Source organism: Streptomyces sp. NPDC057854 (assembly GCF_042797055.1).
Classification (GTDB): Bacteria; Actinomycetota; Actinomycetes; order Streptomycetales; family Streptomycetaceae; genus Streptomyces.
Map to the genome: position 1 here is coordinate 1 of NZ_JBHVMF010000028.1, position 15,505 is coordinate 15,505.

General features: G+C 75.7%; 9 protein-coding genes. 4 read left to right on the plus strand and 5 right to left on the minus strand.

Annotation, left to right across the window (positions count from 1 at the left end; translation table 11 throughout):
* Positions 1-90 precede the first annotated feature (90 nt).
* The 4 genes from fxsT to ACFVQZ_RS31165 form a co-directional block, all read right to left on the minus strand.
* Entirely contained in the window at positions 91-4,476 is a 4,386-nt protein-coding gene (gene fxsT / locus ACFVQZ_RS31150) for an FxSxx-COOH system tetratricopeptide repeat protein (protein WP_321192843.1), read from the minus strand.
* Entirely contained in the window at positions 4,476-5,582 is a 1,107-nt protein-coding gene (locus ACFVQZ_RS31155; protein WP_030495370.1) for an ATPase AAA, read from the minus strand. Before ACFVQZ_RS31155 ends, fxsT begins: the two co-directional genes overlap by 1 nt.
* The gene (locus tag ACFVQZ_RS31160; RefSeq protein ID WP_383628090.1) at positions 5,579-7,111 is read right to left on the minus strand and encodes a hypothetical protein; all 1,533 of its coding nucleotides are present in this window, start codon (positions 7,109-7,111) and stop codon (positions 5,579-5,581) included. Before ACFVQZ_RS31160 ends, ACFVQZ_RS31155 begins: the two co-directional genes overlap by 4 nt.
* A 132-nt stretch (positions 7,112-7,243) precedes the next feature.
* Positions 7,244-7,657: an organic hydroperoxide resistance protein gene (locus tag ACFVQZ_RS31165; protein ID WP_383628092.1), complete on the minus strand. Its 414-nt coding sequence runs from the start codon at positions 7,655-7,657 to the stop codon at positions 7,244-7,246.
* Positions 7,658-7,826: 169 nt separating this feature from the next.
* On the opposite strand from ACFVQZ_RS31165, the gene ACFVQZ_RS31170 reads away from it, so the two are divergent.
* From ACFVQZ_RS31170 to ACFVQZ_RS31185, 4 genes are all read left to right on the plus strand, one after another.
* Positions 7,827-8,312, plus strand: coding sequence for a MarR family transcriptional regulator (locus tag ACFVQZ_RS31170; protein WP_030495367.1), 486 nt, complete (start codon positions 7,827-7,829; stop codon positions 8,310-8,312).
* Between the two features lie 64 nt (positions 8,313-8,376).
* Complete coding sequence (locus ACFVQZ_RS31175; protein ID WP_030495366.1) at positions 8,377-8,835, plus strand: GNAT family N-acetyltransferase; 459 nt, start codon at positions 8,377-8,379, stop codon at positions 8,833-8,835.
* Complete coding sequence (locus tag ACFVQZ_RS31180) at positions 8,832-10,109, plus strand: MFS transporter (RefSeq protein ID WP_030495365.1); 1,278 nt, start codon at positions 8,832-8,834, stop codon at positions 10,107-10,109. Before ACFVQZ_RS31175 ends, ACFVQZ_RS31180 begins: the two co-directional genes overlap by 4 nt.
* 199 nt (positions 10,110-10,308) lie before the next feature.
* Positions 10,309-13,977 (plus strand): S8 family serine peptidase, encoded by a 3,669-nt coding sequence (locus ACFVQZ_RS31185; protein WP_383628095.1) that lies wholly within the window; start codon positions 10,309-10,311, stop codon positions 13,975-13,977.
* 54 nt (positions 13,978-14,031) lie between these two features.
* On the opposite strand, the gene ACFVQZ_RS31190 is transcribed toward ACFVQZ_RS31185, so the two are convergent.
* Positions 14,032-15,489 (minus strand): acyl-CoA synthetase, encoded by a 1,458-nt coding sequence (locus tag ACFVQZ_RS31190; protein ID WP_383628097.1) that lies wholly within the window; start codon positions 15,487-15,489, stop codon positions 14,032-14,034.
* Between the last annotated feature and the right edge of the window lie 16 nt (positions 15,490-15,505).

The window sequence follows — 15,505 nt, forward strand, 5'->3', positions numbered from 1 at the left end:
CGCCCTCTGGGCATCAGTGACAGACAACGGCGGAATCTTCGGACCCGGACGACTCATGCCCAACTAACGACGAATCTCCGACTCAGGTCACTAGAACGGCACCGGTGCGATGTCGACGTCGGCCCGCCGGCCGGCGGCGGAGGCCACCGTCGCCGGGTGCTCGTCGCCGAGCCGCCGCCGGAACCCGGCCAGCGTGTCCGTGTGCAGGGCGGTGGCCTCGGCGGCCCGGTCCAGCGCCCGCAGGTCCAGCACCAGGTTCGTCGCGCAGGCCAGCGTGGTCGGGTGGTCCTCGCCGAAGTCCCGGGCCAGCACCTCCCGCGTCCGCCGGTCCAGCTCCAGGGCCTCCTCGTGCCGCCCGTCGGCCGCGTACTGGGTGGCCGCGCCGACGGCCGCCGTCAGGGTGAGGACGTGGTCGTCGCCCAGCGACTCCCGCAGCCCCGGCCACGCCACCTCGATGTGCTCCCGGGCCGCGTCCAGGTCGCCCAGGTGCCGCAGCGTGATCGCCAGGTTGACCCGCGCGGACAGGGTGTACGGGTGGCGGGCGCCGAGCTTCGCCGCGTACCGCTCCAGCGTCGCCTCGCCGAGCTCCCGGGAGCGCCGCAGCTGCCCGTCCTGCCGCAGGTCCACGACGAGGTTCGCGGCGCACGCCACCGCGTCCGGGTGGTCGGCGCCGTACCGGCCCTCGAACGTCGACCACGCCATCTCGCAGAGCGCCAGCGCCCCCTCGTGGTCGCCCGCGCGCCGCCGGGAGACGGCGAGGACCCGGGCGCAGCCGAGGGTGCGGTGGTTGTCCTCGCCGAAGGTGGTGAGGTAGCGGGCGTAGACGTCCTCCAGGTGGGCGGCGGCCTCCAGGTAGTCGCCGGTCTCGCGGATGTCGATGGCCAGGCCGACGAGGGTGTTCAGGGTCTCGACGTGGTCGTCGCCGAGGGCGAGCGCGCGCAGCCGGGCGGTCTCCGTGTCGTACTGGCGGGCCTCCTGGTACAGGCCCATGAGCCGCAGGCCGACGCCGAGGCTGTGGGCGGCGCGGAGGGTGGCGGGGTCGTCCTCGCCGAAGGCCCGCAGCGCGCGGTCGTACACCTGCCGGTTGATCTCCAGGCCCTTGGCCATGTCGGCGCGCAGCCGCAGCCCGCTGCAGTGCTGGATGAGGGCGTCGAGGGTGCCCTCGTCGTCCTCGCCGGCGGTCCGCAGGTAGACCTCGGCGGTGTGCTCCATCATCGCCGCGGCCTCCTCGTACTCGCCGAGCACCCGCAGGATGAAGGCCAGCCACTTCGCCATCTCCAGCGTCAGCTGGTCCTCGGCGCCGAACTTCTCCGTCCAGATCTCCAGCGCCTCGCGGGCCATCCGCGCGGAGCCCGCGTGGTCGCCCCACGCGTACAGGAACTCGGCCATCTCGCGGACGAGCCGGCGGGCCCACGGCGACTCGCACTCGACGGTCCGGGAGACCACCACGTGCGGCAGCAGCTCCTGGTAGCGCGGCCAGAGCGCGCGGGTGCTGGGGCTGCCGGGGTTGGCGTCGGCGAGGAGCAGGTGGGCGCCGTGCCGCATGTCGGCCTGCTGCTGCGGCGACATGCGGTTGACCAGCACGGCCTGGACCAGGCGGTGCAGCTGGATGGTGTCGTGCCGGTGCTCGATCCGGGCCAGGGCGTAGATGTTGATCTCGCGGATGGCCCGGCCCAGCTTGATCGGGTGGCGCAGCGCCTCGTCGAGCTCGGGGGCGATGGTCGTGGTCCGCGCGTTGTTGAAGAGCGAGCGGGAGATCGGCTCGGGCGCGAAGAACGAGCAGACCTGGAGGAGTTGGAGCGCGGCCGGGTTGCGCTGCTCCAGCTGGCGCAGCGACACGTCCCAGGCGGCGGCCACCGACATCGGGTAGTCGGGGGAGGGGACGAGTTCGAGCATCAGCTCGGCGATCTTCTCGTTGATCAGCCGCAGGTAGTCGGGGACGGTCATGCCGGTGACCGCCTGCCAGGCCGCGGCCTGCTCGATGGCGAGCGGCAGGTCGCCGAGCGCCTCGGCCAGCCGGTCGGCGTCGGCGTCGCTGAGGTCGCGGGCGCGGCGGCGCAGCAGCGCCTTGCTCTCCTCGCGGGTGAAGACGTCGACGGAGAGGGTGCGGGCGACGCGGTCCCACTCCTGGTTGCGGGAGGTGATGAGGATCTTCCCGGTGCCGCCGGTGGGGAAGTAGGGGCGGACGGCCTCCACGTTCTCCGCGTTGTCGAAGACCAGCAGCCAGCGGTCGTACGGCTCGCCGCGGCGCAGCGCCTCCCGGACGGCGGGGACGGCCCGGTTGGCCTCGTCGCCCACGTTCAGGCCCATCCGCTGGGCGAGTTCGGTGAGCGCGGTGAGGATCATCGTCGGCTGCTCGGAGGGGATCCACCAGACGACGTCGTAGTCCGAGGCGTACCGGTAGACGTACTCGATGGCGATCTGCGACTTCCCGACGCCGCCCATGCCGTGCAGCGTGTGCGGGAGGACCGCCGACGTGTCGCCGGTCAGCAGCTGCTCCCGGATCTGCGCGAGCAGGTCCTCCCGGCCGACGAAGTTGGGGTTGTTCGGGGGGACGTTGCCCCACACGGCGGGTACGGAGGGACGCGGCCGGGCCGGGGCCGTCCCGGCGCCGGGGATCGGGGTGCCGGAGGCCGGGGTCGGCGGGCCGGAGGGGTGCGGGACCGGGGTCCGCTGGACGACCCCTTCCTCGCGCTCAGGCTGACGGGTGGTGGTGTCCTCGGTCATGGGAGAGCCGTCCGTGTCGGGATGTACGGGGGTATCGCGGATATCGTGGACCAACGGGAGGTTGCGGGGCATGACCGACTCTCCCGGCGCACCGCCCGACAGGGCGCTGCTGATCCGGTGGGCGCGGCGCAGGTAGGGCCCCGACAGGGCGCGCAGGATCGCCAGTTCGACGCGCACGAACGGCAGGCTCTCCTCGGTGAGCGGCGGGTCGGGCACGTCCTCCGGGGCGAGCAGGGCGCCGTGCAGCCGGCGGGCGGCTTCGGAGCGGTCGCCGAAGAAGTCGGAGACGGAGCGCGCCACCCGGGCGGTGTCGCCGCGCAGCGCGCCGGCGAGCAGTGCCTCGCGGGCGCCGTCGACGAACTCCAGGGCGGTGCTCACGGCGCTGGTCCGCGGGCCGTCGTCCGGGGGCTGTTCGACGAGTCCGCTGAGGAACAGCTCGGCCACGTGCACCGGTTGGGCCTCCGGGACGAGCCGGTGCCGGACGTCCCGGACGAGCCGGGGGTCGAGGACGGCGGCGGCGAGGTGGGTGGCGAGGCGGTAGGCGGTGGGGGTGGCGTGGCTGCGGAAGCGGCGGAGGCGTTCCTGCACGGTCGGCGCGGGGGGTGTACCGGGCGGTTCCGGGTCGTCGGGGGGTTCCGGGGCGGGGGCGCCGAGCAGAAGGGCGGAGGCGTCCGTCCAGCCGGGTTCGCCGGCCACCAGGGCGGCCCAGCGGCCCAGCCAGTCGGCGTCGAGCTCCAGGACGGGGACGGGCGCGGTCCAGGTGGCGGGCGGTGGGTCGAAGGGGTCGTACTCCTCCGGCGGGAAGGCGACGGCGAGTTCGGTGTTGGCGGCGCCGGAGCGGGGGCTGCCGAGCCGCACCCGGCGGGGGGCGAGGGCGGTGCGGTGCCAGTCGCGTTCGGCGAGCAGGTGGACGACGGCGGTGGGGCCGGCCGCCGCCCACCGGGCGAGCGCCGCGGGGCCGGCGCCGCCCCGCCAGAGCGGTCCGAGGGCGTCGGTGAGGACGAGGACGATGCGGCGGCCGGTGCGGTCGAGGAGTTCGGCGGGGGAGGCGGCGGGGCCCTGTCCGGCGACCGGTCCGTGGAGCACGGCCTCGTCGCCGCCGGGCCCGGTCCGGACGCCGATCCGGCGGATCCGGACGTCCCGGAAGGCACCGAGCCGTTCGAGGACGGCGGTGAACTCGGCGACGGTCTGTTCCCAGATCGCCATGGTGGCGTGGTCGTCGACGACGAGGACCAGGTCGAAGCGGCGTTCGGCGGCGGGCCGGGTGTAGGGCAGCCAGAGCCCGTCCTCGGCGGCGTGCTCGGCGGTGGCCTCCTCGTCCAGTTCGACGTCGAACGGGGAGGGGACGACCTGCTTGAGGGGCCGCAGCCGGCGGGCGATGCCGGCGGCGTCGCGCAGGTCGGGCAGCGGTTCGGCCCGCAGTGGCGCCCGGTGCAGCTCGCGGACCAGCGCGAACTCGCGGGCGAGCAGGCCCGGTGGCGGCCCGGTGCCGTCGGCGGGTCCGGCCGGGCCGGGCCGGGGGCGGTCCGGCGGGGTGCCGCCGGCGGGCGCCGCGGGGTCGGGGGCGGTGACGGGGAGCGCGGGGAGGTCCCGGCCCGTGGCGGGCGGGCCGGGGAGGGGCGTGGGGCGGGGGCGCGGCGGTTCGGCGGACGGGAGGCGGGCCGCGAGCGTCTGGTACGCGTGCAGCCACAGCGCCTCCGCGACCTCGAACGGCTCGGGGAGCGAGCGGGCGTCGTCGGCGTCGTCCATCAGGGTGCCCCCGACAGGCGCCGCCACAGCGCGTCGAGCAGCTGCCCCCAGGTCTCGTCGTCGTCCCGGACGCCGGCCGACCGCAGGTAGACGGCGTTGAGCAGCTGGTCGGCGGCGAGTCCGCCGTTCTCCCGGCTGCGTTCCATGAAGGTCCGGATCATGGCGTCGTGCCGGCCGCCCTGGTCCCGGAAGTGGGCGGCGATCATGGCGGCCAGCTGGTCCTCGCGCGGCGGGGAGACGTCCAGCCGGACGCAGCGGCGCAGGAAGGCGGCGGGGAACTCCCGTTCGCCGTTGCTGGTGATGACGACGAACGGGAAGGCCCGGCAGCGGACCAGGCCGTCGACGACGGGCGCGGTGCCGTCGGGGTCGTCGGTGAACACCCGGGCGGTGCTCTCCTGGTGGCGGGCGCGGACCAGCTCGGGGATGTCGTAGGAGCCGTTCTCCAGGACGTGCAGGAGGTCGTTGGGCAGGTCGATGTCGCTCTTGTCGAGCTCGTCGATGAGCAGCACGCGGGGCAGTTCGTACGGCAGCAGGGCGGTGCCCAGCGGGCCGAGCCGCACGAAGTCGCCGATGCGCGGCGGGGTGTCGGGGGCGGCGGGGCCGTCCTGCGGCCCGGGGTCCGGGGCGGCGGCGGTGCGGGCGCGGGCGCCGAGGGACGCCTGGGCGCGGCCGATGGCGTCGTACTCGTACAGGCCGGAGCGCAGGGTGCTACGGGAGGTGATGCCCCAGTGCAGGACGCGGCCGAGGCCCAGCTCGCGGGCGACCAGATAGGCGAGGGTGGACTTGCCGATGCCGGGGCGGCCGGTGACGAGCAGCGGCCGGCGGAGCAGCAGGGCCGTGTTGATCAGGTCGATGTCGTGCGGGTCCTGCCGGGGGGTGGCGCGGCCGACGGCGCCGAGGCGGCGGTCGGTCTCGGCGCTCTCGGCGGGGACGGGCGGCAGCACGGGGCCGCCGTCGAAGTTCCGCCAGCCGGGCGGCGGCGGCAGCACGTCGCCGAGGCGGATGTCGGCCAGCGGCCGGCCGGTCCCCCGGTAGATCCACCAGCTGCGGCTGGTGACGTGTCCCCCGTTCCGGCTGTTGTCGACCGGGTGATGGACACCGCTCATGTTTCCCCCTCGTCGTCGTGTCCGCCGCGCGCGCCCACGACGGCCTGCCCCGGCGATCCGGACCAGTCGACGAGCCGGTTCGGGTCGTCGAAGAGGACGGCGAGGTGCCGTCCCACGTGGGCGTCCCGCTGCCCGGCGGCGGCGGTGGCGGCCTCGCCGCGCAACTTCTTGGCGCGCTGCGGGAGTTCGATCGCCTTTCCCTTCAGGAGCCGTTTGGCGCGCCGGCGGAACTCGGCGGGCGGCTCCGGCCGCCGGTCCCAGACCGCCAGCGGTACGCCGGCGCGCAGCGCGGTCTCCAGCGGGGAGGCGCGGCCGGCGGTGCCCCGGAGCGGCGGCGCGCCGAGGGCGACGGAGACGAGCCGTTCGTCGGCGACGAGGGCGGTGCTCCACCGGACGGGGTCGTGGTTGCGGTGGCCCGCGGTGTCCCAGTGGCAGGGGGTGTCGGGGCTGTCGAGCATCTGCTGCCAGCGGTTGTGCCACTTGCGGTGGTGTTCCGTGGCCCGCATCCGCTCCAGGCTGCGCAGGACCACCGGATAGGTGAGGCAGAGGGCGGTGGTGAGGTCCGATCCGGGCGTCAGCCACTCCATCGGATGGTTGAGCAGGTGGAAGGGGAGGACGAACTCCAGGACGGGCCGGCCCGGCCGCCCGGCCCACTCCTTCTCCGCCCGGTCGACCAGCTCGCCCACGGCGGCCGGGACCTCGGCGAGCGTCACGAGCCGGTCCTCGCCGCGCTCGGGCCGCCAGGGGCCGGGCCGGATCTGGCGCCAGTGGGAGAGCAGGTACCGGTCGGGGTCCCTGCCGCTTCTGCACAACTGGACAACGAGGCAGGCGGGCGCGGGTTGTGCGGTGGCGGCGCGGGCGATGTCGGCGCGGACGGCGGCCAGTTGCGGGGTGAGGTGGAGGGCGGCGGCCCGGGCGTCGTTCCAGGCGCGCAGGTCGTCGGCGACGCCCCGGTGGGCGTCGGAGCCGTCGAGCGCGGCGATCACGTGCTCGACCAGGACGTTCACCGGGAGGAGGCCGTCGGGGCGGGCGTTGACCCGGACGAGCAGGTCGAACGCCTCGCCGAGGCCGGTCACCGGGGCCGGGGGCAGCGGGAGTTCGCCGGCGGCGGCGTACAGCAGCCCGGGTGCGTCGAGGTGCCGGATCCGGGTGAGCAGGCCGCGCGCCTGGTGTAACTCGGCCGGGGACAGGACGGGGAGGACGTCGGGGGCGGCGGCGGGGGAGGGGACGGAGGCGACGAGCTCGCGGATCCGGAGCACGGGGGTGGCGCCGGGGGCGTACAGGCTGAGGGTGTCGGCGAGTTCGCGCAGGCCGTCGGGGTCGCGCAGGCAGCTGCGGACGATCTCCAGGACGTCCAGCCGGGTGCTGCCGTGCCGGCGGACGTCGCCCACCTCGGGCAGCCGTTCCGCGAGCATGCTGATGAGGAGGTCGCGGCTGCCCGGGACGTCGAGCCCGGGCACTGCGCACAGCTGGTCGACCAGCTCACGCCGGAACTCGGGTGCGTGAGCGCCGTGGCCCTCGTCGAACAAAAGCCCCCCCCGTCACGGCTCCTGTGATCCCCGCGTCCGATCGGACACGGGCAGTACGGGCGCCGCCGCCCTGCCGCCCAGGGTAGGCCGCGGCCCGGAGCCGTGGCCACCCCGTGCGGCGGATCCTTCGGACTACTCGACGACGAGGTCCACGGTGATGTTGCCGCGGGTGGCCTTGGAGTAGGGGCAGAAGGCGTGGGTCTTCTCCAGGAGGGCCCGGCCGGCCTCGCCCTGGAGGTGGTCGGGGAACTCGGCGCGCATGACGACGGCGAGGCCGAAGCCGCCGTCGGTGTCCTTGCCGATGGAGACCTCGGCGGTGACGGACGCCTCGGAGACGTCGATCTTCTCCTGGCGGGCGACGACGCCCATGGCGCTGGCGAAGCAGGCCGCGTATCCGGCGGCGAACAGCTGCTCGGGGTTGGTGCCCTCGCCGTTGCCGCCGAGGGCCTGGGGGTGGGCGAGGGGGAGGTCGATGCGGCCGTCGGAGCTGACGGCGCGGCCCTCGCGCCCGTTGGCGGTGGCGACGGCGGTGTAGAGGGCGTCCATGGGGGTTCTCCAGTCTCGGAATGGGCCTCGGAAGGGCTCGTGGGGGCCCCGGGAAGGCTGCGGGAGTGCTGCGGAAGGCGGTGGGCGCGGGGCCCGCCTCTATTGATAGCGCACGATTCAGTTGTGCACAACTCAATCGCTCGTGAGGCGTCTCGCGTACCCTGGAGCCATGGAGACGCCCGACACCCTCCCCGACGAAGAGTTCCTCCGGCTCGACCGGCAGATCTGCTTCTCCCTCCACGCCGCCGCCCGCGCCTTCAACGGCGTCTACCGCGAGGCGCTCAAGGAGCTCGGGCTCACCTACCCCCAGTACCTCGTGATGCTCGTCCTCTGGGAGCGGGGCGAACTGCCCGTGAAGGGCATCGGCGAGCGGCTGCGGCTCGACTCCGGCACCCTGTCGCCGCTGCTCAAGCGGCTGGAGGCGGCCGGATACGTGGAGCGCCGGCGCAGCGCCGAGGACGAGCGGTCCGTCACCGCCCGGGTCACCGCCTCAGGCGCCGCCCTCCGCGAGCAGGCCCTCGGCGTCCCCCGCCGGATCGCCGCCGCCACCGGCCTCGACCTCGCGGACATCGCCGAGCTGCGCGAACGCCTCGGCACCCTCGCCGCCCGCCTCGACGCCGCCGACCCCGCCGCCCTCCGCCCCGCCCGCGGCTGACCCGCCGACCCCGCCGCCGGGAAATGTAAGGATCGCGTCGCGATCGCACCCCTATACTCGGCCCATGTCCGAGATCACCGTGCGCCGCGCCACGGCCGCCGACTCCCCGCGCCTCACCCGGCTCGTCCGCGGCTCCGCCGCCTACCGCGGCGAGTACGCCGCCATGGTCGCCGGCTACCAGGTCGGCGGCGCCTACATCGAGCACCAGACCGTCTACGCCGCCGTCGACGCCGACGACCGCGTCCTCGGCTTCTACGCCCTCCTCCTCGACGAGGCCGAACTCGACCTCGCCTTCGTCGCCGACTCCGCCCAGGGCCTCGGCATAGGACGCCTCCTCATGGCCCACATGACCGCCGAGGCCCGCGCCGCCGGACTCGACGGCGTCCGGGTCGTCGCCCACCCGCCCGCCGAGGCGTTCTACCTCCGTACCGGCGCCCGCCGCACCGGCACCGTCGCCGCCTCCGGCCGCATCCACTGGGACCGCCCCGAACTCCGCTACGACCTCGCCCGGGGCGCCGCGTGACCACCGTCGAACCGCCGCGGCGGGACGAGAAGCGCCGCATCCTCGCCGACCTCACCCCGCTGCGCACCTCCGCCGACTACCGCCGCCTCTGGTTCGGCAACACCGTCTCCTGGGTCGGCCAGGGCATGACGACCCTCGCCATCTCCCTCCAGGTGTACGACATCACCGGCTCGGCGTTCTCCGTCGGCCTCGTCGGCCTCTTCTCCCTCGTGCCGCTCGTCGTCTTCGGCCTCTACGGCGGGGCCATCGCCGACACCGTCGACCGGCGCGCCCTCGGACTCGCCGGCGCCACCGGCTCCGCGGTCCTCTCCGCCGCGCTCGCCGCCGCCGCCTTCGCCGGTCACCACCACGTGGGGTTCCTCTACGCGATCGTCGCCCTCCAGGCCGTCTGCGGCGCGCTCGTCTCGCCCGCCCGCAGCGCGATGATCCCCCGCCTGCTCCCGCCCGAGCAGCTGCGCGCCGCCAACGCGCTGAACTCCATGGTCATGACCTTCGGCACGCTCGTCGGCCCCAGCCTCGGCGGCGTCGTCGTCGGCTTCGCCGGCTACCAGGCCGCGTACACCGTCGACGCCGTCGCCTTCTTCGCGAGCCTGTACGCGATGTGGCGGCTGCCCGCCATGCCGCCCGAGCACACCGGCACCGCGAAGCCGGGGGCCCGGGGCAGGGCCTCCGTCCTCGACGGGCTGCGCTTCCTCAGCACCCGCCCCAACCTGCGCGCGACCTTCGTCTCCGACCTCTTCGCGATGATCCTCGCCCAGCCGAAGGCGCTCTTCCCCGCCGTCGCCGTCCTCTGGTTCGGCGGCGACGCCAAGACCACCGGACTCCTCGTCGCCGCGCCCGCGTTCGGCGCCCTCCTGGGCGGCGTGATCTCCGGCTGGCAGAGCCGGATCCGCCGGCACGGACAGGCCATCCTCATCGCCGTCGCCGCCTGGGGCCTGGCCGTCGCCGCCTTCGGCCTCAGCCGGAACCTGTGGATCGGCCTGCTCTGCCTCGCCGTCGCCGGCTACGCCGACACCTCGTCGATGATCTTCCGGAACACGATGATGCAGGTCGCCGCGCCGGACGAGATGCGCGGCCGGCTCCAGGGCGTCTTCATCGTGGTCGTCGCCGGCGGGCCCCGGCTCGGCGACTTCGTGGCCGGCTCCGTCGCCGACCTCACCTCGCCGGCCGTCGCCATCACCGGCGGCGGCCTCCTCTGCGCCGTCGCCGTCGGCGTGTTCGCCGTGTACGCCCGCGGATTCCGCCGGTACGACGCCGAGCACCCGACCCCCTGACCGGCGCCGCACGTCACGGGAGCGCTCCCGGCTCGTCCCGAACGCTCCCGGCCTGAACCGCCTTCGCCCTTCTGGCGGGTGGCCGCCACGGCACATAGCCGCCAGCCGCGACGGGGGCCAACTCCCCCTCCGGCGCACGAGACTCCTCGCGGATCCGGAATCCCTACCCCCGAACCCCGGGTCCGCGAGGAGCCGTTCGATGTCCACACCGCCGCCCCGGGGCAGAGCCGGGCTGATCGCCGCCGGCGCCGCCCTCGTGCTGCTCTCGGCCGGGCAGTCCGCCGCCGCACCGGACGCCGGCGGCGCCGCCGTGCCCGCCACCTTCCAGGGCCCCGCCGCGTCCGCCACCGTCACCCTCGTCACCGGCGACCGGGTCACCCTCACCACCCTGGACGGCGGCGCCAGGACCGTCACCGTCGACCGGGCCGAGGGCGCCACCGGAGCCGTCCGCACCCGGGTCACCGACGGCCGGGTCACCGTCGTCCCCGACGAGGCCCGCCGCTTCCTCGACTCCGGCGCCCTCGACCCGCGCCTCTTCGACGTCACCGGCCTCGTCGAACAGGGCGTCACCGACGAGCTCCCGCTGATCGTCACCTACGGCACGTCCGCCCGGACCGCCGGCGCGCCCCGCGGCACCGAGAACGTCCGCGCCCTCCCCAGCGTCCGCGGCGCGGCCGTCACCGCCACCGACCCGGCCGCCTTCTGGCGGTCCTTCACCTCCCCGGCGGCCCGCGCCGCCGCGCCGGCGAAGGTGTGGCTCGACGGGCGGGTGGAGGCCGCCATGGCCGAGTCCAACGCCCAGATCGGCACCCCGGAGGCGTGGCAGGCCGGGCTCACCGGCAAGGGCGTCAAGGTCGCCGTCCTCGACACCGGCGCCGACGCCGCGCACCCCGACCTCGCCGGCCGGATCGCCGAGTCGAAGTCCTTCATCGAGGGCCAGGAGGTCGCCGACCGGGACGGCCACGGCACCCACGTCGCCTCCACCGTCGGCGGCTCCGGCGCCGCCTCCGACGGCCGCGAGAAGGGCGTCGCCCCGGGCGCCGTCCTCGCCGTCGGCAAGGTCCTCAGCGACGAGGGCCACGGCTCCGAGTCGCAGATCATCGCCGGCATGGAGTGGGCCGCCAAGGACGTCGGCGCCAGGATCGTCTCGATGAGCCTCGGCTCCCGGGAGCCCAGCGACGGCACCGACCCGATGGCCCAGGCCGTCGACCGGCTCTCCGCCGAGACCGGCGCCCTCTTCGTCGTCGCCGCCGGCAACACCGGCGCCCCCGGCTCCATCGGCTCGCCCGGCGCCGCCGACGCCGCGCTCACCGTCGGCGCCGTCGACTCCGCCGACCGGGCCGCGTACTTCACCAGCAAGGGCCCCCGCCACCGCGACCAGGCCCTCAAGCCGGACCTCTCCGCGCCCGGCGTCGACATCCTCGCCGCCCGCTCCCAGCTCGCCGGGGGCAGCGGCTTCTACACGTCGATGAGCGGCACCTCCATGGCGACCCCGCACGTCGCCGGCGTCGCCGCGCTCCTCGCGGAACGCCACCCCGACTGGACCGGCGCCCGCCTCAAGGACGCCCTCATGTCCAGCTCCAAGGTCCTCGACGCCTCCGTGTACGACCTCGGCGCGGGCCGCGTCGACGTCCCCGCCGCCCTCGCCGCGGACATCACCGCGACCGGCTCCGCCGACCTCGGGTTCTTCTCCTGGCCGTACGAGGCGAACCGTCCCGTCACCCGGACCGTCACGTACACCAACTCCTCCGGCGCGCCCGTCGAGCTGAGCCTCGCCGTCGAGGGCATGCCGGCCGGCACCGCCCGCCTCGCCGACACCACCCTCACCGTGCCCGCGCACGGCACCGCGTCCACCACCGTCACCGGTGACGGCACCGGCGCCCCCGTCGGCACCGCCTCCGGCCGGATCACCGCCACCGCCGGCGGCGTCCCGGTCGCCCACACCGCCCTCGGCCTGGTCAAGGAGGAGGAGCGCTACACCCTCACGGTCCACGTCAAGGACCGCGACGGCGCCCCCGCCGCCGCCGGCCTCGGCCTGCGGAACCTCACCTCCGGCGACGACCCCTTCCCGGCCTCCGTCGGCGACTCCGGCACCGTCGAACTCCGCCTGAAGCCCGGCACGTACACCGTCGACACCTTCCTCGACGTGCGCGGCGCGCACGGCCCCGACTCCCTCGGCCTCGGCTTCCTGGCCGCCCCCGAGGTCGTCCTCGACCGCGACCGCGAGATCACCCTCGACGGGCGCGCACTGCGCGAGATACGCGCCGAGGTCGAGAAGCGCACCGAGACCCGCCAGCTCCTCATGGAGTACACCCGCGCCCTCGGCGGCGTCTCCTACACGGACATCGTGCAGGTGCCGACGGCGTACGACTCGCTGTTCGCCGCGCCGACCGACCCCGTCACCGCCGGCACCTTCGAGTACCGCACGGTCTGGCGGCTCGGCAAGCCGCTGCTGGAGGCGAACGTCGACGGCCGGCGCCTCACCGACCTGCGCCCGCAGTCCGGCACCGCGCTCCTCGAAGGCCGCCACCGCCTCGCCCTCGCCGACGCGGGCACCGGCACCCCCGCCGCGTACGCCGGCCGGGACGTCACCGGCAAGGCCGTCCTCGTCCGCCTCGCGCCCGGCGCGGACCCGGCCACGGCCGCCCAGGCCGCGCAGGACGCGGGCGCCGCGGCGCTCCTCGTCACCGACGACGCCCCCGGGCGGCTGATGGCCTGGTTCGGCACCCCCGACTACCAGGAGCGCCCGCTGCCGGTCGCCACCGTGAACCGCGCCGACGCCGCCCGGATCGCCGCCGGCGCCGCCCGCGGCGAGCGGATCGACCTCACCGGCACCCGCTTCACCCCGTACGTCTACGACCTCTCCGAGGGCCACCCCGGCCGCGTCGGCACCGACCTCGCGTACCGCCCCGGCGACCGGGACCTCGCCACCCTCCGCACCCGCTTCCACGCCCCCACCGGACGGCAGGAGACCGGCGGCGAGTTCCGCTACTCGATCACGGACGCCTTCCCGCTCGGCGTCGGCTTCAAGGAGCGGATCGCCTTCCCGGCCGAGCGCACCGAGTACGTCTCCACCGGCGCCGGCCAGCGGTGGCACGAGTCCGTCGACCTCGGCGAGTCGCTGGAGCAGCGCGGCGGCCTGTCCGTCCACCGCGGCGGCTCCGCCACGCGCCTCGACTGGTTCGGCCCCGTGTGGCACCCGTGGCTCGGCACCGGCCTCGGCTGGGGCCAGCAGCGGCGCGGCGACGACCTGCGGTTCAACACGCCCGGCTGGGGCGACTCCGGCCCCGACCACACCGGCTTCGGCGACGTGTGGGGCGACCCGACGATGAGCCAGACCACGGAGGTGTTCGTGGACGGGGTGTCGCGGGGCCGCAAGACGGGCTCCGGCTACAACCTGTGGGACGCGCCCGCCCGGGAGGCCGCCTACAGGGTCGTCACCGACACCGCGCTCGACCCGGCCCGCTGGCGGCTCGGCGCCCGGGGGCACAGCGAGTGGACCGTCCGGTCCGCCCGCACCCCGGACGACCGGTACACCGTCCTGCCGATGCTCAACCTCGGCCTCCGCCTCGACACCGACCTGTACGGGAACGTCCGGGCCGGCTCCCGGATCCCGGTCGGCGTCTCCGCCGCGTACGTGAAGGACGCCGCCGGCACCGGCACGATCACCGGCGCCGGCCTGGAGGTCTCCTACGACGACGGCGCCACCTGGACCCGGGTGGCCCTCCGCGCCGGGCGCGGCGACTCCTGGACCGGCGACCTGCGGATCCCGTCCGGCGCGTCCGCCGTCTCGCTGCGGGCCCGCGCCGCCGACGACCGGGGAGGCTCCGTCACCCAGGAGCTGATCCACGCGGTCGGCGTGAAGTAGCTCCAAGGAGACAGGGGGAGGGGCCGGACCCGCCGGGGGTCCGGCCCCTCGCCGTCATCCGCGCGGGAGCCGCGTCTTCAGCACCTTCCCCAGGTCGTTGCGGGGGAGGGCGTCCAGCAGCCGGACCGTCCTCGGCCGCTTGTGCGGGGCGAGCAGCCGCGCCACGTGGTCCGCCAGTTCCCCGGCCGCCGGCGGGGCCGCCGGGTCGGCCGGCACCACCCAGGCCGTGATCCGCTCGCCGAGGTCCGGGTCCGGCTCCCCGGTGACGGCGGCCTCCCGCACCCCCGGGTGGTCGAGCAGCGCGTTCTCGATCTCGCCCGCGCCGATCTTGTAGCCGCCGCTCTTGATCAGGTCGGTGGCCTTCCGGCCCACCAGCCGAATCGTTCCGTCTCCTTCCCGGACCGCCATGTCGCCGGTCCGGAACCAGTCGCCGTCGTACGCCGCCGCCGTCGCGTCCGGCCGGTTCAGATAGCCGGAGAAGAGGTTCGGGCCGCGCACCTGCACCTCGCCGACCGTCTCCCCGTCGGACCCGGCGAGCACCGACCCGTCCTCCTCCACCAGCCGCAGCTCCACGCCCGGCAGCGGCGGCCCCACCGTCCCGGGGCGCGGCGGGCCGCCGGGCCGGACGCTCGTGTTCATCAGCGTCTCGCTCATCCCGTACCGCTCCACCACCGTCCGGCCCGTCACCGCCGCGATCCGCTCGTGGTCGCGGACCGGCAGCGCCGCCGACCCCGACACCAGCAGCCGCGCCCCCGACAGGGCCGCGGCCAGCGCCGGGTCGCCGGGGAGGGCGTCCGCGAGCCGGTGGTACATGGTCGGGACGCCGAACAGCATCGTGCCGCCGGCCGCCAGTTCGCGGGCGACGCCCTCCGCCGAGAAGGCGCCCAGGTGCCGCACCTCGCCGCCGCGCCGCAGCGGCCCCAGGGTCCCCAGCACCAGGCCGTGCACGTGGAACAGCGGCAGCCCGTGCACCAGGACGTCGTCCGCCGTCCACGCCCACGTCTCCGCGAGCGCGTCCAGCGAGGCGGCGACCGCCCGGCGGGAGAGCAGCACGCCCTTCGGCGGGCCGGTGGTGCCGGAGGTGTAGACGACCAGGGCGGTGGCCTCCGGGTCGGTGTCCCGGGGTGCCGGGGGCCCAGCCGGCCCGTCGAGCGGCACGTCCACGCGGGGGAGCGCGCCGAGCGCGGCCGGCAGCGCGTCCTGCGGACCGGCCAGCACCGCGTCGGGCGCGCTGTCGCCGAGGACGTGGGCCAGCTCCCGCTCGCCGGAGCGCGGGTTCAGCGGGACGGCGGGGACGCCCGCGAGCAGCGCCGCCACCGTGGCCACCGCCGTCCGGGCGGTCGGCACCGCCCACACGGCGACCCGCCGGCACCCGTCGAGCCGGGCCGCGAGCGCACCGGCGGCCCGGGCCAGCTCCTCGTACGAGAGCGCGTCCGGGCCGCAGCGCAGGGCCGGCCGGGCGGTCGGGGCCGCGAGGGCCGGGAACAGCGGCGGGAAGAGGGGTGCGGTCACCGGTCGTACTCCTCGG